Genomic DNA, 23,710 nt, shown 5'->3' on the forward strand with positions numbered 1-23,710 from the left:
GGGCTGTGCGGCGCAACGCGGATGAGGAGTGGAACAGGTGCCGGAACAGGCCGAGGAAACAGCGGGATCGGCGACGAACGAGGTCAGGGACTTTCTGCGGCGCCGCCGTGAGCAGATCGCCCAGCGATGGGCGGACGAGCCGTTGTTCCGGGCCGTGTTCACCGTCTCGCGCGACGAGGCGGTCGAGGCGGGCAAGGCGGTGGTGGACGCGCTGGCCCAAGTCGCCGACGCGGCGCGGGTGGAGGACCCGGACGCCGCCGGATTCACGACGGTGCGCGAGCAGTTGGCGCGGATGGGCGCGGCCCGTTCCCGGGCCGGTCTGAGCACCGCCCAGGTGTCGAGCGAACTGTCCACCCTGCGACAGCCGGTCGAGAACCTGCTTCTGTCCGACCTCCCGGACGCCTCGGCCGAGCACGCCCGGGACTGCGTCACCACGCTGAGCGTGCTGATGGGCACCCTGCGGGTCGTGGTCATGCAGACGGCGCTCAGCGAGGGGCAGGCCCTCATCGACCGCCAGCGGTTGCAGTTGCTGGAGGTGGCCACTCCGGTCATCAAGCTGTGGGACGGCATCGTGGCCGTTCCGCTGATCGGGACACTCGACAGCGCCCGCAGCCAGGTCGTCATGGAGACGCTGCTGGAGTCCATCGTGGAACAGCAGGCGCGCTACGCGATCCTGGACATCACCGGGGTGCCGACCGTCGACTCGCTGGTGGCCCAGCACCTGATGAAGACGGTCGCGGCGGCCCGGCTGATGGGCGCCGAGTGCATCGTCTCGGGCATCCGGCCCGCGATCGCGCAGACCATGGTCCACCTCGGCCTGGACCTGGGCACCGTGGTCACCCGGGCGAGCCTCGCCGACGCGCTGGGCTACGTGCTGCACCAGCTCGGGGTCGGCATCGTGAACCCCGTCGTGAACGGTCCGGTCACGCGGTGAGCGAGGCGTTCCCGGGGCCCCACGCGGGTCCTGTGACAGGTCATGTTCCGGTCCTCCGGCTCGGCGAGGTGCTGCTGGTCACCCTTCAGGGAGACCTGCACGACAGCACGGCGCAGCAGCTCCAGCAGGACCTCGCCGAGACCATCTCCCGCAGCGGGGCCACCGGTGTGATCATCGACATCTCCGGTGTGGAGATCGTCGACTCCTTCCTCGGCAGGGTCCTCGCGGAGATCGCCGGGCAGACCGAGTTGCTGGCCGCGCGCACCGTGCTGGTCGGCATGCGGCCCGCGGTCGCGATCACCCTGGTGGAGCTGGGCCTGACGCTGCCGGGGGTGCACACCGCGCTCAGTACCGAGGTGGCTCTTGACCTGCTGACGCGGCACGCCCCGTCGTCCCGCTACGGCGGCCTGCGCCAGGAGAGTCCGTGATGCACACTGCCGCGGGCGCACAGGCCCGCCTGCCGATCCGTTCGGACATGGATCTGGTGTGGGTACGTCAGCACGTGCGGCAGGCGGCCGCCCAGCTGGGCTTCGGTCTGGTGGACCAGACGAAGCTGGTCACGGCGGCCAGCGAACTGGCCCGCAACACGCTCGTGTACGGCGGCGGTGGAACGATGGAGACCGAGCCTCTCGCCGAGGGTGGCGCCCGGGGCCTGCGGCTGACCTTCAGCGACGAGGGGCCGGGCATCGCGGACCTGGAGCAGGCCCTGAGCGACGGCTTCACCTCGGGGGGCGGGCTGGGCATGGGGCTGGGCGGCGCGCGGCGCCTGGTGCACGAGTTCGCGATCGAGAGCGACCCGGGGGCGGGCACCACCGTGCGGGTGACCTCCTGGGTGGGCCGGGCGCCTCGCCCGCGTGAGGAGTCCTGATGCCGCGCGTGTGGGACGTCCCGGTGCACGACTCGACCCGGGTGCGCGACGCCCGGGTGGCCGCGGAGCACGCCGCGGCCATGGCCGGGCTGGACGATCGGCGCACCGCCACCGCGTCGCTGGTGGCGACGGAGCTGGCCACGAACCTGCTCAAGCACGCCGGGGGCGGCCAGGTGCTCATCGACGTCGTCGCTCCCACCGTCCTCGGGGCCGACCGGGACGGTGAGACCCGGCTCGTGCAGGTCGCCACGGTCGACCACGGCCCCGGGATCGCCGACGTGTCCGCCGCCCTGCGCGACGGCTTCACCACCACGCACTCCCTCGGCGCCGGTCTCGGCACCTGCGCGCGCCTCGCCGACACCTTCGACCTGCACAGCGTCCCGGGCCGGGGCACGGTGGTGGTCGCCCGGGTCGGCGCCGTACCCGACGGCCGTGCCACCGAGCCCGGTCCGGCGGCGGGGGTACGGGCCGGCGCGGTGAACGTCCCCTTCGGCGGGGCCGACTACTCGGGCGACGCCTGGGCGTGGGTCCGGGCCGGGGACCGGGTCACGCTGATGCTGGCCGACGGGCTCGGCCACGGTCCGGAAGCCGCCCGCGCGTCGACCGCCGCCGTCGAGGCGCTGCGCGGTTCGGCCCACCTCGCGCCCGCCGAGGCGCTGCGGCGGCTCGACAGGGCGCTGGGCGGGACCCGCGGCGCGGCCGTCGCGGTGGCCCAGGTCGACACGCGTGCCGCGGTGCTCAGGTTCGTCGGCGTCGGCAACATCGGGGCGCGCCTGTGCGCGGGCGGCACCTGGCGGCACATGGTGTCCCAGCCCGGCATCGTCGGCACCCACCGGCCCACGACCCTGCGCGAGGAGGAGGCGGCCTGGGCGGACGACCGGGTGCTGGTCCTGCACAGCGACGGTCTGCCGAGCCGCTGGACCCCGACGCCCGACACCTGCCGCACGGCCGCCGACCCGGCGGTGACGGCCGCCGTGACGGTCCGCGACGCCAGCAGTTCCGCCCGCCCGGTGCGGGACGACACCGCCGTGGCCGTACTGGCCTCGATCCCACCGGACGCCCGATGACCCGCACCCCGCACACCACCGACGCGGCCCGCCCTCGCCCCACCGCCGCACCCGCGACCCCCGGCGCGCCGCCCCGTGAACACCGGCACCCCGCGGCACCGCCCCACGACAACCCCGCCCACCCCACGCGGAACGACACCGCCGCGACCGGTCCGGCACCGACCCCGGTGGACCACCCATGACCCGCATCTGGCACATCACCGACACCACCGACGCGGCCCAGGCGCGTATCACCACCGCGCGTCTGGCCGCGGCCTACGGTGTGCCGCCCCTTGAGCGGGCACGGCTGGCGGCCACGCTCGGGGCGCAGCTGCGGCTGTGTCTGGCCAAGGGCGGTACCTGGCGGCTCACCCTGGAGGCGGCCACGGCTTCCCGGGCCACGCCGGAGGCCGGAGCGGGCGTGCTGCACGCCGTGCTGACGCCGTCGCGCGACGCCGCGGCCGCCGGGGAGCCTCCGTGGCGGGTCACGGTGCCCTGCCCCGAGGCCGTGCCGGCCGCCGATGTCGACGCGCCGGCGGACGACCCGGCCACGCTGGCCGAGGCCCTGCTGGGGGCCGACGAGGACACGGCGCTGGTGCTGGACAGGCTCACCGAGCAGGAGGCTCTGGTCGACTTCCACCGGGAGGAGCTGCACCAGACGAACCAGGGCGTCGTGGCCCTGCACGCCGAGCTGGACGCCGCCGGGCGGGCCCAGCGGGAGGCGTTCGCCGCCGAGCGCAAGGCGCGTACGGAGGCGGAGAACGCCCGTCGCAGGCTGACGTTCCTGGCGGACGCGAGCGCGGTGCTGACGGCGTCGCTCGATCACCACGAGATCGTGCGCCGCCTGCCGGAGCTGCTGGTACCCGAGTACGCGGCGAGTGTCGACGTCTGGCTCTTCGACCAGGACGGCGACCGGCCCGGGCCCGCGCACGCGGCCGCCGCCGTGATCGCCGCCCGCACCGGCCGGCCGCAGTACGCCGCCCCGCGCCCCGGCTGTCTGCCCGGTGTCGACGACCAGCCGCCCTCGGCGCTGGACCCGGAGCGGGCTCTGCTGTGCATCCCGATGCCGACACGGCAGGCGCCCCTGGGCGTGGTGACCCTCTCCCCGCCCGGGGAGCGCTGGGACCCGGACGACGCCGTGATGCTGATCGAGCTGGCCCGGCGGGCCAGCACCGCGATCGACCACGCCCAGCGCTACCAGCACAACCGGGACATCGCGGAGACGCTCCAGCGGGCCCTGCTGACCGAACTGCCCGCCCCGCCGGGACTCGGCCTGGCCGCGCGCTATCTGCCGGCCACTCACGGGCTGAACATCGGCGGCGACTGGTACGACGCGTTCCGCCAGCCCGACGGCGGCGTCATCGTCGTGGTCGGCGACGTGACCGGGCACGGGCTGCGCGCGGCCGTGATGATGAGTCAGCTGCGCACCGCGCTGCGCGCCTACGCCGTCGACGGCGGCAGCCCCGGCCGGCTGCTCACCCGGCTGCACACGTTCCTCCACCACCTCCAGCCGGACCTCTTCGCCACCGCCGTCATCGCGCGCTTCCACCCCGACGACCCCACCATGACGTGGGCCGCCGCCGGCCATCCGCCGCCGGTGCTGCGGACCCCGGACGGGCGGGTCCAGACCCTCGACGCGAAACCGGGTGCGATGCTCGGCATCCCGCTCAAGCAGGAGATCGCCGACCACACGGTGCGGCTGGCGCCGGGCTCGACGCTCGCGCTGTACACGGACGGTCTGGTGGAGCGCCGCGCCCTCGGCATAGACCCGGGCATCACGCGGCTGGCGGAGGTGCTCGGGTCGTTCGGCTCGGCGGAGCTGGAGGCGGACCTGGAGGGTTCCGCGGACGGGATCCTGCGTCCCCTGCTCAGCGACTCCGAGCGGGACGACGACGTGTGCCTGCTGCTGTGCCACCTGCGCGTACCTCGCTGACCTGCGCCGACACCGTCCGCCCACGGAACAGTCCCAGGCGCTTCACTCCCGCCCGGTGCACCGCGGGCCCGGGCGGGGCATGGTGGTGATCAGGATGTGTCGCCTGGCTGCCGCGTCCGGCTGGCCGAACCGGCGTGGGCGCGGTGGGATCGACGAGGTGCGAAGCAGCGATCCAGGGGCAGGCGAATGGCGTTCGCGGCAGACCGCCTGGAGCCGCAGAAAGGGATGAACACCGTGACACGACCCAGGATCCTGGTGGTCGGCGCAGGTTTCGCCGGCGTGGAGTGCGTCCGTCGTCTGGAGCGGAAACTCTCCCCCAACGAGGCCGACGTCACCCTGGTGACGCCATTCTCCTATCAGCTCTACCTGCCGTTGCTGCCCCAGGTGGCCTCCGGGGTGCTGACGCCCCAGTCGATCGCGCTCTCCCTGCGCCGCAGCAGCAAGTACCGGACCCGGATCATCCCGGGCGGCGCCATCGGCGTGGACCTCAAGTCGAAGGTCTGCGTGGTGCGCACCATCACCGACCAGATCGTCAACGAACCGTACGACTACATCGTGCTGGCCCCCGGGAGCATCACCCGCACCTTCGACATCCCCGGGCTCACCGACAACGCGTTCGGCATGAAGACGCTGGCGGAGGCCGCGTACGTCCGCGACCACGTCATCTCCCAGCTGGACCTCGCCGACGCCAGCCAGGATCCGGTCGAGCGCGCCTCCCGGCTGCAGTTCGTGGTGGTCGGCGGCGGCTACGCGGGCACCGAGACCGCCGCCTGTCTGCAACGGCTGACGCACGCGGCCGTCAAGCGCTACAGCCGGCTCGACCCGAGTCTGATCAAGTGGCATCTGATCGACATCGCCCCGAAGCTGATGCCCGAGCTGGGCGAGAAGCTCGGACGCGACGCGCAGGAGGTCCTGACGCGACGCGGGATCGAGATCTCCCTGGGTGTGTCCATCGAGAAGGCCGGCCCCGAGGAGGTCACCTTCACGGACGGCCGGGTGGTGCCCACCCGCACGCTGATCTGGACCGCCGGAGTGGTGGCGAGCCCGCTCATGTCCACGCTCGGCGCGGAGACGGTCAGGGGCCGGCTCGCGGTCACCGCCGAGATGTGCCTGCCGAACCACGACGGGGTGTTCGCGCTCGGCGACTCCGCCGCCGTGCCCGACCTCGCCAAGGGCCAGGAGGGCGCCGTCTGCCCGCCCACCGCCCAGCACGCCATGCGTCAGGGCCGGCACGTCGCCGAGAACCTCATCGCCACCCTGCGCAACCAGCCGATGAGGCCGTACGTCCACAAGGACCTGGGCCTCGTCGTCGACCTCGGCGGCACCGACGCGGTCTCCAAGCCGCTCGGCGTCGAACTGAAGGGCCTGCCCGCCCAGGCCGTGGCCCGCGGCTACCACTGGTCGGCGCTGCGCACGGGCGTGGCCAAGGCCCGGGTGGCGACCAACTGGGCGCTCAACGCGGTGGCCGGCGACGATTTCGTACGCACCGGATTCCAGGCCCGCAAGGCGGCCAAGCTGAAGGACTTCGAGTACACCGACGCCTATCTGACGCCGGAACAGGTCCGCGAGCAGGTCGAGGGAGCGGGCCGGGCGCGGCAGTGACCCGGCGGCGGTGGTCCGTTCGCGGCATGACATGCTGAGAAGTGGATCTCGGCGTGAACCGGCCGGGAGTCGGGCGTGAATCGGGAGAGTGTACGGCGGCGTGAAGGCAGCGGGGCGCTCGGTGCGGACACGGCTGCGGGACCGCGTCGCCGCGTCCGACCCCGGGCTGCTGCGGTTGACGGCGGGCCTGCGGACGGTGGGCGCCATCGCGCTGGCGCTCGCGGTGCTCGCCGCGTTCGGCGCGGACGTCACCCATCTGGTGGCGGGCGCCATGGCGGCGATGGTCGCGACCTTCGCCATCCGGGAGAAGGAGCCCAAGGGCCAGGCCGTCACCCTGGCGCTGGGGCTGCCCGTCGCCCTGGCGTCGGTGTCGGTCAGCGCGCTGCTCGCCTCGCGGGTCGTCATCGGTGACGCCTTCTTCGTCGTACTGATCTTCTGTGCCGTCTTCGTCCGCCGGTTCGGCGACCGCGGCACCGCGCTCGGGCTGATCGGCTTCCAGGTCTACTTCGTGTCCCTGTTCGTCGGCGCGAACGTGTCGGTGCTGCCGGGGCTGTGGGGTGCCATCGCGGTGGCGTTCGGGTGCAGCGCGGTGGTGCGTTTCGCGGTGGTGCCGGAGACTCCGGCGGGCGTCCTCCAGCGGCTGCGGCAGGCGTTCCGCGCCCGGCTGGCGCAGCTGATCGCCACCCAGAGCGAGCTGCTGGACGCCGGTCCGGACGAGATCGACAAGACGCTCGCACACTTGCGCGACGGCACCGCGCGCCTGCACGAGACGGCCCTGATGATCCAGTCCCGGCTGGAGGAGGGCACCCCCGACGAGTCCACGGCGCGTCTGGTGCAGCGGCGCATCGCGGACGCCGAGATCGCCGCCGAGCGCCTCGGCCTGCTGCTGCTGACCGCGCGCAGCGCCGAGCGGGCGGACACCCTCACCCTGCATCTGCCGGGGGCGCCCGCGCCCTCGGTGGGCCGCTCACCGGCGCCCGGCGAGGCCACGGAGACCCTGCGCCGCGATCTCGGGGCGCTGCGCACGCTGGTGTTGCGGCCGCCCGCCGAGGCGCGCGGTACCGCGCTGTCCCATCTGCGCAACCGGCTCCTCGGCTACCGCGACGAGGAGAACCTGCCCGAGGCGATCGCGGCGGTCCAGGACGTGTTCCGCGGCATCGGTGAGACCGCGCGTGCGGTCATGGGCCTGAGGATCGCCCTCGACGGGCCGCAGGACGAGTCGGACGACACGCCCTCGACGACCCGTTCCCGGGAGGAGCTGGACGCCGAGGACGCCGCCATCGACGCCGGTGAGGAGGGAGCGCCGAAGGAGGAGCCGACCGGGCTGCGGCGGCCCACCACGCGCGCCGCGGTGCAGGTGTCGGTGGGGTCGTCGCTGGCCATCCTGGGCGGGGAGCTGCTGTCCTCCGAGCGCTGGTACTGGGCGGTGCTCGCGTGCTGGATCGTCTTCCTGAACACGGCCTCCACCGGCGAGATCCTCGTCAAGGGCTACCGCCGCGTGCTGGGCACGATGCTGGGGGTGGTGGCCGGCATCGTGCTGGCGGGCCTGGTGGGCGGCCACACCTGGATCGCCTTCGGGCTGGTGCTGCTGTTCATCTTCGCGATGTTCTACACGGCACCGCTGTCCTACACGCTGATGTCGTTCTTCGTCACGGCGATGCTGGGGCTGCTGTACACCCTGCTGCACACCTACAGCCTGTCGGTGCTGCTGCTGCGGGTGGAGGAGACGGCGCTCGGCGCGGCCTGCGGGATCGTGGCGGCGGCGCTGGTGCTGCCGATACGCACGGACCGGCGTACGAACGAACTGCTCGGCACGGTGCTGGAGCGGCTCACCGACGTCACCGAGGGGGCCGTCGACCAGCTCAGTGGCGGGCCGGCGGCCGATCTGCTGGACACGGCGCGGGAGCTGGACCAGGCGCTGGGCGATCTGCGGGCCGCCACGCAGCCGCTCACCCATCCGATCACTCCGCTGCGGGCCCGGCGCAACACCGCCCAGTACGTGGTCGCGCTGCTGGAGACCTGCGCCTATCACGCGCGGTCGCTGGCCGCGACGGCCGAGCTGCTGCCCGCCCACCCCTCGATCGCGGCCGACCCGCGGCTGCGCGGGGCGGTGCGGCGCACGGTGCGCAACATCGAGGCGATCGCCGCCCGCGTCGCCGACGAGGACGCGGAGACGCGGGTAGAGACCGGGCCGAGCATCGCCTCGCTGCTGACACCGGACGCCGCCGGGGTGCCGCGGTACGGCCGGATCACCGGCCGGGTGCTGCGGCACCTGGAGCGCCTGGACGAGGCGGTCATGGGTCTCGCCCGGCCGCTGGGCGTGCCCGTCGTGCCGCCGAAGCGGTGACGCTCAGAAGTCGCTGGGCAGACCGCTCGCCTCGGCGATGCCGCGCAGTTCCTCGTTCTGCACGTGGCGTTCCTTGAGGTAGTCGGCTATCTCCCCGAGGCGTTCGGGGTCGGAGGCGGTGGCCGCGTCGGTGACGACCCGGACCGGGCCGGTCTCGTCGGTGCTGATCTCGACGACCTCGTTGTCCAGTCGGCCCGTGACCGCAGTGGCGATGACCAGGGCGGCCTCGTCCCTGATCGCCTGGGGCAGCGCCTCGGCGTTGTCCCCGTCCAGGGAGAAGTCGATGGTGGGCATCTGGTGCTCGTCGATCGCCTGGAGGACGGGTTCCACCACGCTGAGCAGCAGCTGGTAGTCGTCGGTCTCCATGCGTATGCGCAGGAGGTCGAGGTAGACGTCCACGGGACGTCCGTCCGGCGGAGGAATCTCGTGTTCGTTCATTCGCCCCGTGTTCCCCGTGCGGCGCGGCTCAGACGCGGCGCCATCGGGCGAGAGCGAAGGAGAACCCGCCGAACAGCATCAGACCTGCGGCGACGCAGATCAGGAGCCAGGGTCCCAGCGGGGTTTCGGCGAAGGAGCGCAGGGTGTCGTCCAGTCCCTTCGCCTTGTCGGGTTCGTAGTCGACGGCGGCCCGCACGGCGAAGGCGCCCGCCGCGGCGAAGACCAGCCCGCGTGCCGCGCCGCCCCCGAGGCCGGTGACGTCGACCAGCCGCCGGGCCCGGGGGCCGAGCGCGCCGAGCTTCAGCTTCTTGTGGTAGCTGCGGCGCAGCGCCTGTACGCCGATCACCACTCCGGCGACGACGACCGCGGCGCCGGCCACGCCCACGAGCCATCGTCCGGCGGGCATCTCCATCACCTTGGCCGTGACGTCCCTGGACTGCCGGTCGCTGGAGCCGCTGCCGCCGGTCCCGGCCGCGAAGGCCAGTACGGAGTAGGCGACGAACGCGTAGAACACGCAGCGGGCGGCGGCCGGCAGCCGCTTCTTCGCCGTGTGACCGTCCTTGCCCGTGGCGCCGAACAACGCCTCGGACAGGCGCCACAGCGCCATGCCGACGAGCCCGATGCCGAGCGCCCACAGCAGTACGGCGCCGAAGGGCTTGTCCGACAGCTCGGCCAGGGCGCCTCCCCGGTCCGCCTGCCGGTTTCCGGTGCCGAAGCCGATCTGCAGGGCCAGGATGCCGACCAGCAGGTAGATCACGCCGCGAGCGGTGAGTCCCGCCCGGGCGGCCCCCTCGGCGGCCGAACCGTTCGCCGCCCGCCTGGCCCGACCGCGGCCGGTACGTGCCATGACACGTGCGTTCATGTGGACCTCCCCTCCCGGACTCCGCATGCCCCGGCATCCTCCGCGCACACCGGGCGGCTGGACGCCGACCCGGCGGAACCCGCGCCGCCCCGGTCACCGTGACGCGGGACTGCCCGTACGCCGCCTCACGGCATACGGGCAGTCACCCACCACACGTCCCCCCGTGGTTCACTCCGCCACGCCCGCGGGCTCGGCGCCGGGTACGGGCACCGGGGCCGGGCCGGCCGCGAGCCAGCGGCGGGCGGCCTCCAGGGCCGGCGCCACGTCACGCGTACCGGTCGACACGCACAGCGTGTACGCCAGGTCCCGGGTCCGGGGACCCGGCCCGCCCGTGTCGTCGGCGGGCTCGCACAGCGCGGCCGCCTCGTACTCGTCGACGAGCCCGCGCAGCACCACGGGGTCGGGCATCAGCATCCGTCTCGTCCCTCCTTCGTTCCTCTGTACGTCAGGTGCGCACCGGCCGGCCGGTCCCCCGGCGGCCCGGCCGCTGGCCCAGCGCCTCGTCGCGGACGCGGGCGCAGCTGCGGCTGATGAGGCGCGAGACGTGCATCTGGGAGATGCCCAGGCAGTCGGCTATACGGCTCTGCGTCATGTCCTCGAAGAAGCGCATGTAGAGGATGGCGCGCTCGCGTTCGGGCAGCCTGCGCAGCCCTTCCTTGGCGGACTCGCGGTCGATCACGGTGTCGTACGAGTTGTCCGCCGCGCCGAGGGTGTCCGCGAGGCTGTAGCCGTCGTCGCCGGCCGACAGTTCGGCGTCCAGCGAGAGGGTGCTGAAGCTCTCCAGGGCCTCCAGCCCGGCGCTGACCTCGTCCTCGGTCAGTCCGGTGTGGGCGGCGACGGCGGCCACCGAGGGTTCGGGGCTGCCCGGGCTCTGGGTGAGCTCACGCCGGGCCACTCGCACCTTGTTGCGCAGTTCCTGGACCCGGCGGGGCACCCGCAGGGCCCACATCCGGTCCCGGAAGTGGCGCTTGACCTCGCCGGTGATGGTGGGCACGGCGTAACTCTCGAAGGCCCCGCGTTCCGGGTCGAAGCGGTCGATGGCCTTCACCAGGCCGAGCGCCGCGACCTGGCGCAGGTCCTCGATGGACTCGCCGCGGTCCCGGAACCGCCCGGCGATCCGGTGGGCCATGGGCAGCCAGGCCGTGACGAGTTCGTCGCGCACGGCGTCGCGCTCGGGTCCGTCCTCCAGCCCCGCCAGCCGGCCGAAGAGGGCCATGGTGTCGGGGGCGTCGTCGTGCCGACGACGGGCGGGAGCGGCGGAGGTGGTGGTGGGCTCGGGGGACGCGGGACGGGTGGTGGGCGTTTCGATGAGCATGCGGACTCGCTCCTGAACGGTGGTCTCAGGGGAACTTTCCGCGGGAACGGCGCTGTCCGGGTCACTCACCCGGAGGGCCGAAGCAGCCATACCGCTCCCGCTGCTGCGCCTCCGGTCCGAAGCACGAACTTGCGACTGCCCCCACCCCGGTGGAACAAACTCCGCTTTTCGAAAAGTACTCAGGACAGCGGAACGACGACGGTGATGCACTTGCCTCCCGAGGGAAGGTCTGCCACGCGCACGTCGCGTGCCAGCCGGCAGACGATCGGCCAGCCCCGGCCGCCCACGCGGCGGCGCCCCTGGGGGTCGGTCTGCGGCACGGCCACCGGAAGGTCGTGGCTGCGGTCGCACACCGAGAGCCGGACGCCGGGTCCGACGACGTCGACCTGGAAGTCGGTGACGCCGCCGCCGTGCAGGATCGCGTTGGTGGTCAGTTCGGAGGCGACCAGCACGGCGTCCGACAGGGCGCCCGCGTCGCACGGCGTGCGGCCGTCGGTGCCGCAGCATTCGGTGACGACGCGTTCGACGGTCCGACGTGCCTCGGCGGGTTTGCACGGCCGGTACCGCCGGTGCCGGTCCGCGCCGTACGGTTCGACGACGGGTTCGGTCGTGTGCCTGTCACACATCCGTCAGCTCCCTGGTCGGTGGGATGGGCCGGATCCGGTCGGCCCCACGTCGTGTGTGCGCCGTGCGGCCTCGTTACTTTCGGCTGACCTCTGCCCGTACCCCCAAACCTCCGGCCCTCCTTACGGCCCAGCGGCCATCCAGGCGGCGTACATCCAGGCGGCCTATGGGGGTACGCGGAGTGCATGACGGATGTTGTGGACTCGGACGAACTGCTGCGCCGCATGCATCGCGCGAGGGCCTGCGCGGTGGAACAGGAGCGGACCTGGCGGGCGCGGCGGGAAGAGTTGCGGCCGACCGACCCGGAGGGCTCCCGGGAGGCCGCCGTACGGACGATCGCGTACGAGGCCGTCCTGCGGGTGCTGGACGAGGTGCTGACACCGGGCCGGAACGCGCGGTGAGGAGCCGTGGGGCGGATTGACGGTGGGGCGGTCGGGAAACCGGATCGGCATGACAGCCGACCACACCCGCGCGCCCGTTCTGGAAGCCCTCGTCGACTACCGCCGCGAGGGACGGCTGTCGTTCACCCCGCCGGGGCACAAGCAGGCGCGGGGGGCCGACCCCGCGGTGCGCGAGGTGCTGGGTGACGCCGTCTTCTACGGTGACGTACTGGCGACCGGCGGACTCGACGACCGGCTCACCCGGGGACGGGTGCTGCAGCGCGCCCAGGAGCTGATGGCCGATGCCGTGCACGCCGACCACACGTTCTTCTCGACGTGCGGGTCCTCCCTGTCGGTGAAGGCGGCGATGCTGGCGGTGGCGGGGCCGCACGAGAAGCTGCTGATCGGCCGGGACGCCCACAAGTCCGTCGTCTCGGGCCTGATCCTGTCCGGTATCGAGCCGGTCTGGGTCGAGCCGCGCTGGGACGCCGAACGGCACCTGGCCCATCCGCCGTCCGCCGAGGAGTTCGACAAGGCGTTCGCCGCCCATCCCGACGCCAAGGGCGCCCTCGTCACCAGCCCGACGCCGTACGGCGCGAGCGCCGACCTGCGGGCCGTCGCCGAGGTCTGCCACCGTCGCTCGGCGCCGCTGATCGTCGACGAGGCGTGGGGAGCCCATCTGCCCTTCCACCCCGATCTGCCGTCCTGGGCGATGGACGCGGGCGCCGACATCTGTGTGACCAGCATCCACAAGATGGGCAGCGGTCTGGAGCAGGGCTCCGTGTTCCATCTGCGCGGTGACCTGGTCCCGCCGAAGCTGCTCGGTATGCGGGCGGACCTGCTGGGCACCACCAGCCCCTCGGCGCTGATCTTCGCCGGACTGGACGGCTGGCGCCGCCAGATGGCGCTGCGCGGGCGCGAGCTGATGGGCGGCGCCCTGGAACTTGCGGCCGACGTCCGCGCCGCCGTCGAGGAGATCGACGGCATGCACGTCAACGACCGGGACGACTTCTGCGGCCCGCGACTGGCCCACGGCTTCGATCCACTGCCCGTCGTCATCGACCTCGACGGGCTCGGCGTCTCGGGCTTCCAGGCGGCGGACTGGCTGCGCGAGCACCGGAGCGTGATCGCGCACATCACCGACCATCGCCGCATCGGCACGCAGATCACCCACGGCGACGACCGGGGGACCGCCGGCGAGCTGCGCGCCGCGCTCAAGGATCTGGCGCACGCCGCCCCCGGCCTGGGCCCCGCCCCGCGCGTCGAGGTGCCGTCGCCGTCGGAGCTGCGGATGCCTCAGGTCGTTCTGCCGCGGGACGCGTTCTTCGGCCCCACGCGGGACGTGCCGCTCGACCGGGCGACGGGACGCGTCGCGGCGGAGATGATCACTCCGTACCCGCCCGGCATCCCGGCCGTCCTGCCCGGCGAGCGGCTGAGCGAGCCCGTCCTGCGGTATCTGCGCAGCGGCCTGGACGCCGGGATGTACCTCCCGGACCCGAGCGATCCGGAACTGGAGACGATCAGGGTCGTCGCGGAGGACGCCGGATGAGGCCCGGAGCGGGAGACGACGGCCGGGGTGAGTGAAACGGGTCACGTGCCCCGGTACCGGTTTCACGGAACGCCCAAGATGGTTTAGCGTTCACCCATACGTGGCGACGAAGTCGACCGAAGTGTCCTTCGTACGTCACCGCTTACGGCCCTGGCTGGCTTCCCCCGTCCAGCCAGGGCTTTTTCATACCCCGACGCGGACGTTCCCCGTTCCGGCACGCAATCCGTACGGGATCCGCCGTCCGCCGAGGTGCTCAGGGCACCGAAAGCGACTGAAATGGGCATAGGGAAAGCCCCGGAACCGAATCGCCGGCGAGGAGCCCCGTGCCATGACCAAAGCGATCAAACTCCTGACCGCACTCCCCCAGCCCCAGCGCGAGCGGCTGATGGCGCTCGCCCAGGAGGTCGCCTTCCCGGAGGACGCCCGGATCTTCGAGGCGGGAGACAGGGCCGACCGCTTCTGGGTCATCCGCTCCGGCGCGGTCTCCCTGACCCAGCAGGTGACGTCCCTGCAGCGGGTCACGGTCGCCAGCCTCGGCGCGGGCGACCTGCTCGGCTGGTCCTGGCTGTTCCCGCCCTACGAGTGGGACTTCGGCGCCGAGGCCTTCAGCCCGGTGCGGGCCTACGAGTTCGACGCGGCCTCGGTGCTCGCCCTGTGCGAGGAGGACCCGAAGCTGGGCATCGTGCTGGTGCGGTCGGTCGCCGAGATCCTCGCGCACCGGCTGGAGGCCACCAGGGGCCGGCTCATGGAGCACTACGCGTTGCACGGGCGCGGCTCCCTGTGAGGCGCCGTCAGACGCGATAGCGGCGCAGCGCGGGGACCGCGGCCGCCAGTCCCAGCATCACCACCACGACGAGCAGCCCGCCGCCGGCCACCGCCTCCCGCGCGCCGAAGGCGGAGCCCGCGCCGCCGTGCAGGACGTCGGCCAGGCGCGGGCCGCCCGCGACGACGACCGTGAAGACGCCCTGCATGCGCCCGCGCATGTCGTCGGTCGCGGCGGACAGCAGGATCGCGCCGCGGAACACCATGGAGACCATGTCGGCGACGCCGGCCACGGCGAGGAACGCCACCGCGAGCCACAGGCTTCCGCTCAGTCCGAAGCCGGTGATGGCGGCGCCCCAGACCACGACCGATCCGATCACCATCCAGCCGTGCCGGCGCGCCCGGGAGAAGGTGCCGGAGAACAGTCCGCCGGCCACCGCGCCGATGGGGATCGCCGCGAAGAGCAGGCCGAGGGCGAGTCCCTCGCCGTAGGGGGCGTAGGTCTCGGCGGCGAGTTGCGGGAACAGGGCGCGGGGCATGCCGAGGACCATGGCGACAATGTCGGCCAGGAAGGAGAGCAGCAGCACCTTGTGCCCGGCGATGTAGCGGAAGCCCGCCACGACCTCGCGCACGCCCGCGCGCCGTACCGCCGTGCCCGACAGCGGCGGCAGGGCGGGCAGTCTGTACACCGCCCACACCGTGACGCACAGGGCGAGGGCGTCGATCAGATACAGCTCGGGCAGGCCGACGACCGGGATGAGCACACCGGCGAGCAGCGGCCCGACCACCTGTCCGGTCTGCATCACGGTCGAGCCGAGCGCGTTCGCGGCGGGGAGTTCGTCCTCGGGGACCAGGCGGGCGATGGAGGCGCTGCGGGCCGGGGCGTTCAGGCCCCAGAAGGCCTGCTGCAGCGCGAGCAGCAGCATCAGGGCGGCCACCGACTCGACGCCGGTGACCGCCTGTACCCAGAAGAGCAGCGAGGTCACGGCGATGCCGGTGTTGGTGACCAGCAGCAGCTTGCGGCGGTCCACGGTGTCGGCGACCGCGCCGCCCCACAGCGCGAACACGATCAGCGGCAGCAGACCGGCGAGGCTCGCGGCGCCGACCCAGGCCGAGGAGCCGGTGATGTCGTAGATCTGCTTGGGCACGGCTACGGCGGTGAGCTGGCTGCCGACGGCCGTGACGATGGTCGAGGACCACAGCCTGCGGTAGGCCGGCCGGCGCAGGGGACGGGTGTCCATGGCCCACCGGCGCCACCCGCCCCGCCGGGTCCCGTCCGGGGCGGGGCCTTTCGCCCCGGCCCGGGCACCGCTCTCGCCGCTGCTCTCGCTCGTGTCCACGCGCTTCCTACGTGCTCGATACATCTTTCGACTGCGGGGATCACTATCGCAGCTGCGTTCGAGGACTGGGAGCGCGCGTCCGGGACCGGGCCGGACCGACCGGACTGGGCCGGCCCGGGCCCCGCTCAGGCTCCGGCGACGAGCGTGACGCCGAGGACGATCATCGTGGCGGCGACCAGTCCGTCGAGGACCCGCCAGGCCGCGGGCCGGGCCAGGAAGCGGCCCAGGTAGCGGGCGCCGAACCCGAGCGCGGCGAACCAGCACAGGCTGGCGGCCGCGGCACCCAGGCCGAACGTCCAGCGCAGCGGTCCCTGGTCGGCCGCGACCGAGCCCAGCAGGAACACCGTGTCGAGGTAGACGTGCGGGTTGAGCCAGGTCAGCGCCAGGCAGGTGAGGATCGCCCGCCGCCGCGAGCCCGCGGCGTCGCCTTCCGCCCGCAGCGCGCCGGTCGGCCGGAACACGCGCCGGGCGGCCAGGGCGCCGTAGCAGAGCAGGAAGGCGCCGCCGATCCAGCCGACCGCGGTCAGGGCGCCCGGCCAGGCCACCACCACCGCGCCCACCCCGCCGACGCCCAGGGTGATGAGCAGGGCGTCGGACAGGGCGCAGATGCCGACCACGGCGAGGACCGCGTCGCGGCGGATCCCCTGGCGCAGGACGAAGGCGTTCTGGGCACCGATGGCGACGATGAGCGAGAGGCCGGTGCCGAAGCCCGCGGCCGCGGCGGTGAGTGGGCTGGTCATGCCCTTGACGCTAAGCGGACGATCACGGGAGGTACAGCTAAAGATTCTTACGTATCCTTAGCGATTGTGATGACGGGCACGGGATGACAGGCACGAGAGACATGCTTACGGCCGCCTTCGGGGATCTTCCGCTCGACCAGGTACGGACCCTGCTGGCCGTGGTGGACGAGGGCACGTTCGACGCGGCCGCCGCGGCACTGCACGTGACGCCGTCCGCGGTCAGCCAGCGGGTGAAGGCGCTGGAGCAGCGCACCGGCCGGGTGCTGCTGCTGCGCACCAAGCCGGTGCGGCCGACCGATTCCGGCGCGGTGCTGGTCCGCCTGGCCCGCCAGGTGTCCCGGCTGGAACGGGACGCGTACGCCGAGTTGGGGCTGAGCGGGGCCGGGGAACCGACGCGGGTCTCGGTCGCCGTCAACGCCGACTCGCTCGCGACCTGGTTCCTGGGCGCCCTCACCCGGGTGCCCCGGGAGCCGCAACTCTGTTTCGAACTGCGCCGCGAGGACGAGGACCACACGGCGACCCTGCTGCGGGAGGGCGTGGTGATGGCGGCGGTGACCTCGTCGCCCGACCCCGTTCCCGGCTGCACCGTCCGCTATTTGGGCCGGATGCGGTATCTCCCCTGCGCCCACCCCGGTTTCGCCGAGCGGCATCTGGACGGGCCGCTGCGGGAGTCGCTCGTCGAGGCGCCGGTCGTGGTCTTCGACCGGCGGGACGACTTCCAGGACGGTTTCGCGCGGCGCCTCGGTCTCGACGGCGCGGGTGCCGCCCGGCACCACGTGCCGACGTCGGAGGGCTTCGCCGAGGCGGTCGCCGCCGGCCTGGGCTGGGGCATGGTGCCCGAACCGCAGGCGGAGCCGCTGCTGCGCGGCGGGCAGCTCGTCGAGTTCGCCCCGGATCTGGCGGTGGACGTCCCGCTGTACTGGCAGCAGTGGAAGCTCGACTCCCCGGCGCTGGCGACGGTGGCCGATGCGGTGGTGGCGGCGGCGCGGGAGGAGCTGCGGAGGTAGCACGACGGCACGACCGAAGGCGCGTCGCCGGTTTCACTCCGCTGTCGACAGGTCACCCGCAACGGAGTAAGGCATTCACGAGGGCGCGAACGATACCGATCGCAGGTGACTTTGATGGACAACTGGCGAGAGCACGCCGCGTGCCGCACGGAGGACCCCGACCTGTTCTTCCCGATCGGCACCACCGGCCCGGCCGCTTTGCAGACCGAGCAGGCGAAGACGGTCTGCCGGCGCTGCCCGGTTCAGGAGCAGTGTCTGCGATGGGCACTGGACACGGGGCAGACCATCGGCGTCTGGGGCGGCACCAGTGAACTGGAACGCCGGGCGCTCAAGCGGCGCGAGGCCGTGCGCAGGAGGTCCGGCTGAGCCCGGTGACGGCCCCGCCCCGGGAAGGACCGGCCATGAGCGTACGTGCGCGCCGCGTCCACGAGCCGCCCGAGCCGGACGACGGCGTGCGGGTCCTGGTGGACCGGCTGTGGCCGCGCGGCAGGGCGAAGGACGCCGCGCACGTGGACGAGTGGCCGAGGGGGCTCACCCCGTCGACCGAGCCGCGCCACCGGTACCACGCGGGCGACGGCTCCTACGAAAAGTTCGCCGAGCGGTACGCGGGCGACGGCTCCTACGATTCGCCGAGCGGTACGCGGCCGAGCCGGCCGCCGCGGAGGCGACCGAACTCCTCGACCATGTACGGGAACTGGCACGCGAGGGGGACGTGACCCTGCGCACGGCGTCCAAGTCGCCCGAGGAGAGCCACGCCGCCGTGCTCCTCCGCCTCCTCGACGGGGCGTGAGGAGACGGGGGAGACGGCGAGTCACGCCCTCCGCTCAGCCGGTCTGCCGCGCCGCGGCCCGGCCCGCCGCCCGCCCGGAGAACAGGCAACCGCCGAGGAAGGTGCCCTCCAGCGCGTTGTAGCCGTGCACTCCACCGCCGCCGAAACCCGCCACCTCACCGGCCGCGTACAGGCCCCCCACGGGTGTGCCGTCGGCGCCGAGGGCGCGGGAGTCGAGGTCGGTCTGGATCCCGCCGAGGGTCTTGCGGGTGAGGATGTGCAGCTTGACCCCGATCAGCGGGCCCGCCGCCGGGTCGAGGATGCGGTGCGGGGTGGCGACCCGGCCGAGTCGGTCGCCGATGTAGCGGCGGGCGTTGCGGATGCCCTGGACCTGGGCGTCCTTGGCGTAGGGGTTGGCCATCTGGAGGTCACGGGCCTCGATCTGGCGCCGGATCACGGCGGCGTCCAGGAGCGGCTTGTCGGTCAGCCCGTTCATCCTGTCGACCAGTTGCTCCAGGTTCGGCGCGGACACGAAGTCGGCGCCCTTGCGCAGGAAGGCGTCCACCGGGCCCGGCGCACCCTTGCCGAGGACGCGTTCGCGCAGGAATCCGGCGCGGTCCTTGGCGGTGATGTCGGGGTTCTGCTCGGAGCCGGAGAGCGCGAACTCCTTCTCGATGATCTTCTGGGTGAGGATGAACCAGGAGTGGTCGTGGCCCGCGAGGTCCTGAGCCGTGCGCAGGTGCCTGAGGGTGCCGAGGGTGTCGTAGCCGGGCAGGCAGGGCTCGGGCAGGCGGCGGCCGAGGGCGTCGAACCACATCGAGGACGGTCCGGGCAGGATGCGGATGCCGTGGCCGGGCCAGATCGGGTCCCAGTTGCGCACGCCCTCGGTGTAGTGCCACATCCGGTCCCGGTTGACCAGGCGTGCACCCGCCTCGGCGCTGATGCCGAGCATCCGTCCGTCGACGTAGGCGGGGACGCCGGTGACCATCTCGGCGGGTGCGGTGCCGAGGCGCTCGGGCCAATGGCGGCGGACGATGTCGTGGTCGGCGCCGATGCCTCCGGAGGTGACGATCACGGCCTGGGCGGTGAGTTCGAACTCGCCGGCCTTGTCGCGGTTGGAGGCGACTCCGCGGGGCGAGTGGTCCTCGGCGAGGACCGTGCCCCGCACCCCGCGCGCCGTGCCGTCCTCGACGACCAGGTGGTCGACCCGGTGACGGTGGTGGAAGGTGAGCAGCCCGTCGCGGGCCGCCTGCTTCGCGTACCGGACGAACGGCTCGACGACGCCGGTGCCGGTGCCCCAGGCGATGTGGAATCGCGGCACGGAGTTGCCGTGTCCACCCGCCCTCAGGTCGCCGCGCTCGGCCCAGCCGACGGTGGGCAGGAAGGTGATGCCGTGTCCGGCGAGCCAGGACCGCTTCTCCCCCGCCGCCCACTCGACGTACGCGCGGGCCCAGCGCACCGCCCAGGAGTCCTCGTCCTCGGTCCGGTCGAAGCCCGCGCTGCCCTGCCAGTCGTTCCAGGCCAGGTCGAAGGAGTCCTTGACGCCGAGGCGGCGCTGCTCGGGGGAGTCGACGAGGAAGAGGCCGCCGAAGGACCAGAAGGCCTGTCCGCCGAGGTTGGCCGCGTTCTCCTGGTCGACGAGGGCGACCCTCCTGCCCCGGCTGGTCAGCTCGTGGGCCGCGACCAGGCCCGCCAGGCCCGCTCCGACCACGATGACGTCGGCATCCATGGCGACCGTCCCTTCCTGTTCCGTGTCATGGGGGCTCACGGGGTGCTGCCGCCCCCGGTGAGCAGTGCGGTGAGCAGCTGTCCCAGCCAGGCACGGGCGTGCTCGACGTCCCGGTCCAGGAGCAGTTGGGTGGTGACCCCGTCGTACGCGGCGACCACGGCGTGCGCGGCACCGTCCGCGTCGCCCAGTACGGCGGGCAGAGTGGAGTGCCCGCGCGCGCCGGCGAGCCGGTCGGCGATCGCGCGTCTGAGCCGTGCCCGGTGCTCCAGCAGCGTCCGCGCCACGGCCGGGTCGCGGGCGGCGTGCACCAGGAAGTCCGTCTTCACCAGGAGCCAGTCCCGGTCGAGGAGCAGCACCTCGGTGACGCGGTCCACGGCGGCGGGGACGTCCAGGTCCGGACCGTCCAGCGCGAGGGCGCCGGACACCTGCTCCGCGATCAGGTCGGCCCGTTCGCGGTAGAGGGCGAAGAACAGCTCGTCGAGGCTGTCGAAGTTCGAGTAGAAGGCGCCCCGGCTGTACCCGGCGGCCTCGCAGACCTCCTCGATCGACACCCGGCCGAACCCCTTGGCGCCGAACACCGCGAAGGCCGCGTCCAGGAGGTTCGCGCGGGTGCGCGCTCGACGCCTGGTCACGCGCCCGGTCGTCGCCCTCACCACCATCTCCGGCACCTCCGTTCGGTACGCGAATGTATCGGATACACCGGCGTATCCGAAGGCCCGTGACACACATAGAACACACTTTCGAATGAGGAGTACGCTGGCGCCATGACCACGCACCTCCAGGGATCGCTCTTCGACCAGACGGACGAGGCCCGGCTCGGCTCGCTCGCCGGGCTGCACCGCACCCACCTGGGCTCCGGGGCCTGGATCGACCTGCTCCCCGGGTGGCTGAGCGGCGCCGACACGCTGTTCGGGCGGCTGGCCGCCGACGTCCCGTGGCGCGCGGAGCGGCGTGCCATGTACGACCAGGTGGTCGACGTACCCCGACTGCTCGCGTTCTACGGCGCGGGCGACACGCTGCCGCACCCCCTGCTGGCCGGGGCGCGCGACGCGCTGTCCGCGCACTACGCCCAGGAGCTGGGCGAGCCGTTCACCACCGCCGGCCTGTGCCACTACCGCGACGGGCGGGACAGCGTCGCCTGGCACGGCGACCGGATCGGGAGGGGCGCGCGCCAGGACACGATGGTCGCCATCCTCTCCGTCGGCGCACCCCGGGACCTGCTGCTGCGCCCGGCGGGCGGGGGCGGCGGCACGGTGCGCCGACCGCTGGGCCACGGCGACCTGATCGTGATGGGCGGCTCCTGCCAGCGCACCTGGGAGCACTGCGTCCCCAAGAGCACCCGCGCCGCGGGCCCGCGCATCAGCGTCCAGTTCCGTCCGCACGGCGTCCGCTGAGGGGCGGGCGGCCTTCCGCGTGCCGGGTCTGGTTGGCTGTCCTGTCGGGCAATCACCTGGAACGCGGGAGACCACCATGCGCGTGGACGTGCGGCAAGTCGCCGACGGCACCTATCTGGTGCACGGCGGCAACACCAACTGGGTCCTGCTCACCGACGGCGACGCGGTGACCCTGGTCGACACCGGCTACCCCGGCGACCGGCGGCTCCTGCTCGGCTCCCTGGCCGCCGTGGGGAGCTCCCCCGAGGCGGTCGAGGCCGTGCTGATCACCCACGCGCACAACGACCACCTGGGTTCGGCCGAGTACCTCCGCGCCGCGCACGGCACGCCGGTGCTCCTCCACGAGGCCGAAGTGGCCCACGCCCGGCGGGACTTCCTCCAGCAGGTGTCGGTCGGCACGGTCCTGCGCAACACCTGGCGGCCGGGCGTGCTGCCCTGGGCGGTGCACGTGCTCCGCTCCGGCGGCACCGAGCGGCACCCGGTGACCGCACCGGAGCCCTTCCCGACCGACGGCGCCCTGGACCTTCCCGGTCGGCCCGTGCCGGTGTACACCCCCGGACACACCGACGGGCACTGCGCCTACCACCTCCCCGGCACCGGGGTGGTGATCTCCGGCGACGCGCTGGTCAGCGGGCACGCCACCTCCCGGATCGCGGGACCGCAGCTGTTGCCCGGCATGTTCCACCACGACCCGGCGCGCGCCGCGGCCTCCCTCGACGTCCTGGCGGGGCTGGACGGCGACGTCCTGCTGCCCGGGCACGGCCCCGTCCACCGCGGCCCCGTGAAGGAAGCCGCGCGACAGGCGCGGGAACGGGCGTTCTAGAGTCGGGGCATGGCCTTGCAGATCAGTGCCACCAATCCGGAGCACCCCGCGCTCCTGCTCGAACTGCCGTGGCAGACGCCGCTGGAGGAGTGGCCCGAGGAGTACCTCGTGCCGCTGCCCCGCGGCATCTCCCGCCACGTCGTCCGCTACGCCCGGGCCGGGGACGAGGTGATCGCCGTCAAGGAGCTGGCCGAACGGCCCGCGCTGCGCGAGTACCAGCTGCTGCGCGACCTGGACCGGCTCGCCATCCCGGCGGTGGACGCGCTGGCCGTGGTCACCGGCCGCACCGGCACCGCCGGCGAGGCGCTGGAGCCGGTGCTGGTCACCCGGCACCTCGGCGGCTCGCTGCCGTACCGGTCGATGTTCGAGACGACGCTGCGCCCGGCGACCATGCACCGGCTGATGGACGCCCTGGCCGTGCTGCTGGTCCGGCTGCACCTGGCCGGGTTCGCCTGGGGCGACTGCTCGCTGTCCAACACCCTCTTCCGGCGCGACGCGGGCGCCTACGCCGCGTACCTGGTGGACGCCGAGACCGGGGAGCTGCATCCGCGGCTCAGCCCCGGGCAGCGCGACTACGACCTCGACCTCGCCCGGGTGAACATCAGCGGTGAGCTGCTGGACCTGGAGGCGTCGGGGGCGCTTCACCCCTCCGTCGACCCGATCGACTTCGGCATGGAGATCTGCGCCCGCTACCGGAGCCTGTGGGAGGAGCTGACCCGCACCTCCGTCTATCCGGCGGGCAAGTACCACTACATCGAACGCCGGATCCGGCGGCTCAACGACCTCGGCTTCGACGTGGCCGAGATGCAGATCGAGCACGCCTCCAACGGCGACACGGTCACCTTCGTGCCCAAGGTCGTCGACGCGGGCCACCACCAGCGCCAGCTGTTGCGCCTGACGGGCCTGGACGCCGAGGAGAACCAGGCGAGGCGGCTGCTCAACGACCTGGAGAGCTGGATGGCCACCCAGGACGACTACGCCCCGGGCGACCCCCTCGGTGCCCGCCCGGAGGTCCTCGCCCACCGCTGGGTGCGCGAGGTCTTCCGGCCCACCGTGCGGGCGGTACCGGTGGAGCTGCGGGGCGCGATGGACCCGGCCGAGATCTACCACGAGCTGCTGGAGCACCGCTGGTACCTGTCCGAGCGGGCCCAGCACGACATCGGCCTCGACACGGCCGTCGCCGACTACATCGAGAACATCCTGCCCAAGGCCCGGGAGACCTTGCAGCCCACGGCGGACTGATCGGCG

The 23,710-nt window shown here is 73.1% G+C and carries 24 protein-coding genes and 1 pseudogene; 16 read left to right on the forward strand and 9 right to left on the reverse strand.

What is annotated here, in order from left to right:
• The first annotated feature begins 37 nt into the window (after positions 1-37).
• From ACIQ6R_RS11105 to ACIQ6R_RS11135, 7 genes are all read left to right on the forward strand, one after another.
• Positions 38-934: an STAS domain-containing protein gene (locus tag ACIQ6R_RS11105; protein WP_404185824.1), complete on the forward strand. Its 897-nt coding sequence runs from the start codon at positions 38-40 to the stop codon at positions 932-934.
• Positions 931-1,362, forward strand: a complete 432-nt coding sequence (locus ACIQ6R_RS11110) for an STAS domain-containing protein (RefSeq protein WP_375917132.1) — start codon at positions 931-933, stop codon at positions 1,360-1,362. Before ACIQ6R_RS11105 ends, ACIQ6R_RS11110 begins: the two co-directional genes overlap by 4 nt.
• Complete coding sequence (locus tag ACIQ6R_RS11115; protein WP_404185822.1) at positions 1,362-1,802, forward strand: anti-sigma regulatory factor; 441 nt, start codon at positions 1,362-1,364, stop codon at positions 1,800-1,802. The genes ACIQ6R_RS11110 and ACIQ6R_RS11115 overlap by 1 nt, the downstream gene beginning before the upstream one ends.
• Positions 1,802-2,869 carry a SpoIIE family protein phosphatase gene (locus ACIQ6R_RS11120; RefSeq protein WP_404220349.1) on the forward strand — a complete coding sequence of 356 codons (1,068 nt, stop codon included), beginning with the start codon at positions 1,802-1,804 and terminating at the stop codon, positions 2,867-2,869. The genes ACIQ6R_RS11115 and ACIQ6R_RS11120 overlap by 1 nt, the downstream gene beginning before the upstream one ends.
• Positions 2,870-3,047: 178 nt before the next feature.
• Positions 3,048-4,781 (forward strand): PP2C family protein-serine/threonine phosphatase, encoded by a 1,734-nt coding sequence (locus ACIQ6R_RS11125; RefSeq protein ID WP_404220351.1) that lies wholly within the window; start codon positions 3,048-3,050, stop codon positions 4,779-4,781.
• Positions 4,782-5,006: 225 nt separating this feature from the next.
• Positions 5,007-6,383 carry an NAD(P)/FAD-dependent oxidoreductase gene (locus ACIQ6R_RS11130; protein WP_404220353.1) on the forward strand — a complete coding sequence of 459 codons (1,377 nt, stop codon included), beginning with the start codon at positions 5,007-5,009 and terminating at the stop codon, positions 6,381-6,383.
• A 100-nt stretch (positions 6,384-6,483) separates the two neighbouring features.
• Positions 6,484-8,730: an FUSC family protein gene (locus tag ACIQ6R_RS11135; protein ID WP_404185814.1), complete on the forward strand. Its 2,247-nt coding sequence runs from the start codon at positions 6,484-6,486 to the stop codon at positions 8,728-8,730.
• Between the two features lie 3 nt (positions 8,731-8,733).
• Here ACIQ6R_RS11135 and ACIQ6R_RS11140 read toward each other — a convergent pair whose 3' ends face one another.
• From ACIQ6R_RS11140 to ACIQ6R_RS11160, 5 genes are all read right to left on the reverse strand, one after another.
• The gene (locus ACIQ6R_RS11140) at positions 8,734-9,168 is read right to left on the reverse strand and encodes a hypothetical protein (protein ID WP_121750679.1); all 435 of its coding nucleotides are present in this window, start codon (positions 9,166-9,168) and stop codon (positions 8,734-8,736) included.
• Between the two features lie 28 nt (positions 9,169-9,196).
• On the reverse strand, positions 9,197-10,030 hold the full coding sequence (locus tag ACIQ6R_RS11145) for a DUF1206 domain-containing protein (protein ID WP_404220355.1): 834 nt from the start codon (positions 10,028-10,030) through the stop codon (positions 9,197-9,199).
• A gap of 168 nt (positions 10,031-10,198) precedes the next feature.
• On the reverse strand, positions 10,199-10,444 hold the full coding sequence (locus tag ACIQ6R_RS11150; protein WP_404220357.1) for a DUF5133 domain-containing protein: 246 nt from the start codon (positions 10,442-10,444) through the stop codon (positions 10,199-10,201).
• Positions 10,445-10,475: 31 nt separating this feature from the next.
• On the reverse strand, positions 10,476-11,345 hold the full coding sequence (locus ACIQ6R_RS11155) for a SigB/SigF/SigG family RNA polymerase sigma factor (protein ID WP_404220359.1): 870 nt from the start codon (positions 11,343-11,345) through the stop codon (positions 10,476-10,478).
• Between the two features lie 179 nt (positions 11,346-11,524).
• Complete coding sequence (locus ACIQ6R_RS11160) at positions 11,525-11,971, reverse strand: ATP-binding protein (RefSeq protein ID WP_404185805.1); 447 nt, start codon at positions 11,969-11,971, stop codon at positions 11,525-11,527.
• 183 nt (positions 11,972-12,154) lie between these two features.
• On the opposite strand from ACIQ6R_RS11160, the gene ACIQ6R_RS11165 reads away from it, so the two are divergent.
• From ACIQ6R_RS11165 to ACIQ6R_RS11175, 3 genes are all read left to right on the forward strand, one after another.
• Entirely contained in the window at positions 12,155-12,370 is a 216-nt protein-coding gene (locus ACIQ6R_RS11165; protein WP_404185803.1) for a hypothetical protein, read from the forward strand.
• A gap of 49 nt (positions 12,371-12,419) precedes the next feature.
• Complete coding sequence (locus ACIQ6R_RS11170; protein ID WP_404220362.1) at positions 12,420-13,898, forward strand: aminotransferase class I/II-fold pyridoxal phosphate-dependent enzyme; 1,479 nt, start codon at positions 12,420-12,422, stop codon at positions 13,896-13,898.
• Between the two features lie 328 nt (positions 13,899-14,226).
• Positions 14,227-14,682 (forward strand): cyclic nucleotide-binding domain-containing protein, encoded by a 456-nt coding sequence (locus ACIQ6R_RS11175; RefSeq protein WP_404185799.1) that lies wholly within the window; start codon positions 14,227-14,229, stop codon positions 14,680-14,682.
• A gap of 7 nt (positions 14,683-14,689) precedes the next feature.
• On the opposite strand, the gene ACIQ6R_RS11180 is transcribed toward ACIQ6R_RS11175, so the two are convergent.
• Both ACIQ6R_RS11180 and ACIQ6R_RS11185 read right to left on the reverse strand, forming a co-directional pair.
• Positions 14,690-16,024 carry an MFS transporter gene (locus tag ACIQ6R_RS11180; RefSeq protein WP_404220364.1) on the reverse strand — a complete coding sequence of 445 codons (1,335 nt, stop codon included), beginning with the start codon at positions 16,022-16,024 and terminating at the stop codon, positions 14,690-14,692.
• A 101-nt stretch (positions 16,025-16,125) separates the two neighbouring features.
• Positions 16,126-16,740 (reverse strand): LysE/ArgO family amino acid transporter, encoded by a 615-nt coding sequence (locus ACIQ6R_RS11185; RefSeq protein WP_404220366.1) that lies wholly within the window; start codon positions 16,738-16,740, stop codon positions 16,126-16,128.
• Positions 16,741-16,841: 101 nt separating this feature from the next.
• Between ACIQ6R_RS11185 and ACIQ6R_RS11190 the strand changes: the two genes are divergently transcribed.
• The 3 genes and pseudogenes from ACIQ6R_RS11190 to ACIQ6R_RS11200 all read left to right on the forward strand — a co-directional run bounded on the left by ACIQ6R_RS11190 (position 16,842) and on the right by ACIQ6R_RS11200 (position 18,537).
• Positions 16,842-17,747, forward strand: a complete 906-nt coding sequence (locus tag ACIQ6R_RS11190; protein WP_404220368.1) for a LysR family transcriptional regulator ArgP — start codon at positions 16,842-16,844, stop codon at positions 17,745-17,747.
• A gap of 114 nt (positions 17,748-17,861) precedes the next feature.
• Complete coding sequence (locus ACIQ6R_RS11195; RefSeq protein WP_375917090.1) at positions 17,862-18,113, forward strand: WhiB family transcriptional regulator; 252 nt, start codon at positions 17,862-17,864, stop codon at positions 18,111-18,113.
• A 35-nt stretch (positions 18,114-18,148) separates the two neighbouring features.
• Positions 18,149-18,537: pseudogene (locus ACIQ6R_RS11200) on the forward strand (DUF488 domain-containing protein).
• A gap of 34 nt (positions 18,538-18,571) precedes the next feature.
• Here ACIQ6R_RS11200 and ACIQ6R_RS11205 read toward each other — a convergent pair.
• Entirely contained in the window at positions 18,572-20,245 is a 1,674-nt protein-coding gene (locus ACIQ6R_RS11205; protein WP_404220370.1) for an FAD-binding dehydrogenase, read from the reverse strand.
• 35 nt (positions 20,246-20,280) lie between these two features.
• Complete coding sequence (locus ACIQ6R_RS11210; RefSeq protein ID WP_404220372.1) at positions 20,281-20,904, reverse strand: TetR/AcrR family transcriptional regulator; 624 nt, start codon at positions 20,902-20,904, stop codon at positions 20,281-20,283.
• A gap of 105 nt (positions 20,905-21,009) precedes the next feature.
• Between ACIQ6R_RS11210 and ACIQ6R_RS11215 the strand changes: the two genes are divergently transcribed.
• The 3 genes from ACIQ6R_RS11215 to ACIQ6R_RS11225 all read left to right on the forward strand — a co-directional run bounded on the left by ACIQ6R_RS11215 (position 21,010) and on the right by ACIQ6R_RS11225 (position 23,704).
• Positions 21,010-21,639, forward strand: a complete 630-nt coding sequence (locus tag ACIQ6R_RS11215) for an alpha-ketoglutarate-dependent dioxygenase AlkB (protein ID WP_404220374.1) — start codon at positions 21,010-21,012, stop codon at positions 21,637-21,639.
• Between the two features lie 76 nt (positions 21,640-21,715).
• Positions 21,716-22,462, forward strand: coding sequence for an MBL fold metallo-hydrolase (locus ACIQ6R_RS11220; protein WP_404220376.1), 747 nt, complete (start codon positions 21,716-21,718; stop codon positions 22,460-22,462).
• Positions 22,463-22,471: 9 nt separating this feature from the next.
• On the forward strand, positions 22,472-23,704 hold the full coding sequence (locus ACIQ6R_RS11225; protein WP_404220378.1) for a DUF4032 domain-containing protein: 1,233 nt from the start codon (positions 22,472-22,474) through the stop codon (positions 23,702-23,704).
• Positions 23,705-23,710 lie beyond the last annotated feature (6 nt).

The organism is Streptomyces sp. NPDC096048 (genome assembly GCF_044763415.1).
In the GTDB taxonomy this organism is placed as follows: Bacteria; Actinomycetota; Actinomycetes; order Streptomycetales; family Streptomycetaceae; genus Streptomyces.

Coding starts and splice junctions, on each gene's coding strand:
- ACIQ6R_RS11120 (WP_404220349.1), top strand. CDS start 1,802: ATGCCGCGCGTGTGGGACGTCCCGGTGCACGACTCGACCCGGGTGCGC.
- ACIQ6R_RS11165 (WP_404185803.1), top strand. CDS start 12,155: ATGACGGATGTTGTGGACTCGGACGAACTGCTGCGCCGCATGCATCGC.
- ACIQ6R_RS11160 (WP_404185805.1), bottom strand. CDS start 11,971: ATGTGTGACAGGCACACGACCGAACCCGTCGTCGAACCGTACGGCGCG.
- ACIQ6R_RS11190 (WP_404220368.1), top strand. CDS start 16,842: ATGCTTACGGCCGCCTTCGGGGATCTTCCGCTCGACCAGGTACGGACC.
- ACIQ6R_RS11115 (WP_404185822.1), top strand. CDS start 1,362: ATGCACACTGCCGCGGGCGCACAGGCCCGCCTGCCGATCCGTTCGGAC.
- ACIQ6R_RS11145 (WP_404220355.1), bottom strand. CDS start 10,030: ATGAACGCACGTGTCATGGCACGTACCGGCCGCGGTCGGGCCAGGCGG.
- ACIQ6R_RS11185 (WP_404220366.1), bottom strand. CDS start 16,740: ATGACCAGCCCACTCACCGCCGCGGCCGCGGGCTTCGGCACCGGCCTC.
- ACIQ6R_RS11175 (WP_404185799.1), top strand. CDS start 14,227: ATGACCAAAGCGATCAAACTCCTGACCGCACTCCCCCAGCCCCAGCGC.
- ACIQ6R_RS11180 (WP_404220364.1), bottom strand. CDS start 16,024: ATGTATCGAGCACGTAGGAAGCGCGTGGACACGAGCGAGAGCAGCGGC.
- ACIQ6R_RS11140 (WP_121750679.1), bottom strand. CDS start 9,168: ATGAACGAACACGAGATTCCTCCGCCGGACGGACGTCCCGTGGACGTC.
- ACIQ6R_RS11150 (WP_404220357.1), bottom strand. CDS start 10,444: ATGCTGATGCCCGACCCCGTGGTGCTGCGCGGGCTCGTCGACGAGTAC.
- ACIQ6R_RS11130 (WP_404220353.1), top strand. CDS start 5,007: ATGAACACCGTGACACGACCCAGGATCCTGGTGGTCGGCGCAGGTTTC.
- ACIQ6R_RS11215 (WP_404220374.1), top strand. CDS start 21,010: ATGACCACGCACCTCCAGGGATCGCTCTTCGACCAGACGGACGAGGCC.
- ACIQ6R_RS11125 (WP_404220351.1), top strand. CDS start 3,048: ATGACCCGCATCTGGCACATCACCGACACCACCGACGCGGCCCAGGCG.
- ACIQ6R_RS11225 (WP_404220378.1), top strand. CDS start 22,472: ATGGCCTTGCAGATCAGTGCCACCAATCCGGAGCACCCCGCGCTCCTG.
- ACIQ6R_RS11170 (WP_404220362.1), top strand. CDS start 12,420: ATGACAGCCGACCACACCCGCGCGCCCGTTCTGGAAGCCCTCGTCGAC.
- ACIQ6R_RS11210 (WP_404220372.1), bottom strand. CDS start 20,904: ATGGTGGTGAGGGCGACGACCGGGCGCGTGACCAGGCGTCGAGCGCGC.
- ACIQ6R_RS11195 (WP_375917090.1), top strand. CDS start 17,862: ATGGACAACTGGCGAGAGCACGCCGCGTGCCGCACGGAGGACCCCGAC.
- ACIQ6R_RS11205 (WP_404220370.1), bottom strand. CDS start 20,245: ATGGATGCCGACGTCATCGTGGTCGGAGCGGGCCTGGCGGGCCTGGTC.
- ACIQ6R_RS11155 (WP_404220359.1), bottom strand. CDS start 11,345: ATGCTCATCGAAACGCCCACCACCCGTCCCGCGTCCCCCGAGCCCACC.
- ACIQ6R_RS11220 (WP_404220376.1), top strand. CDS start 21,716: ATGCGCGTGGACGTGCGGCAAGTCGCCGACGGCACCTATCTGGTGCAC.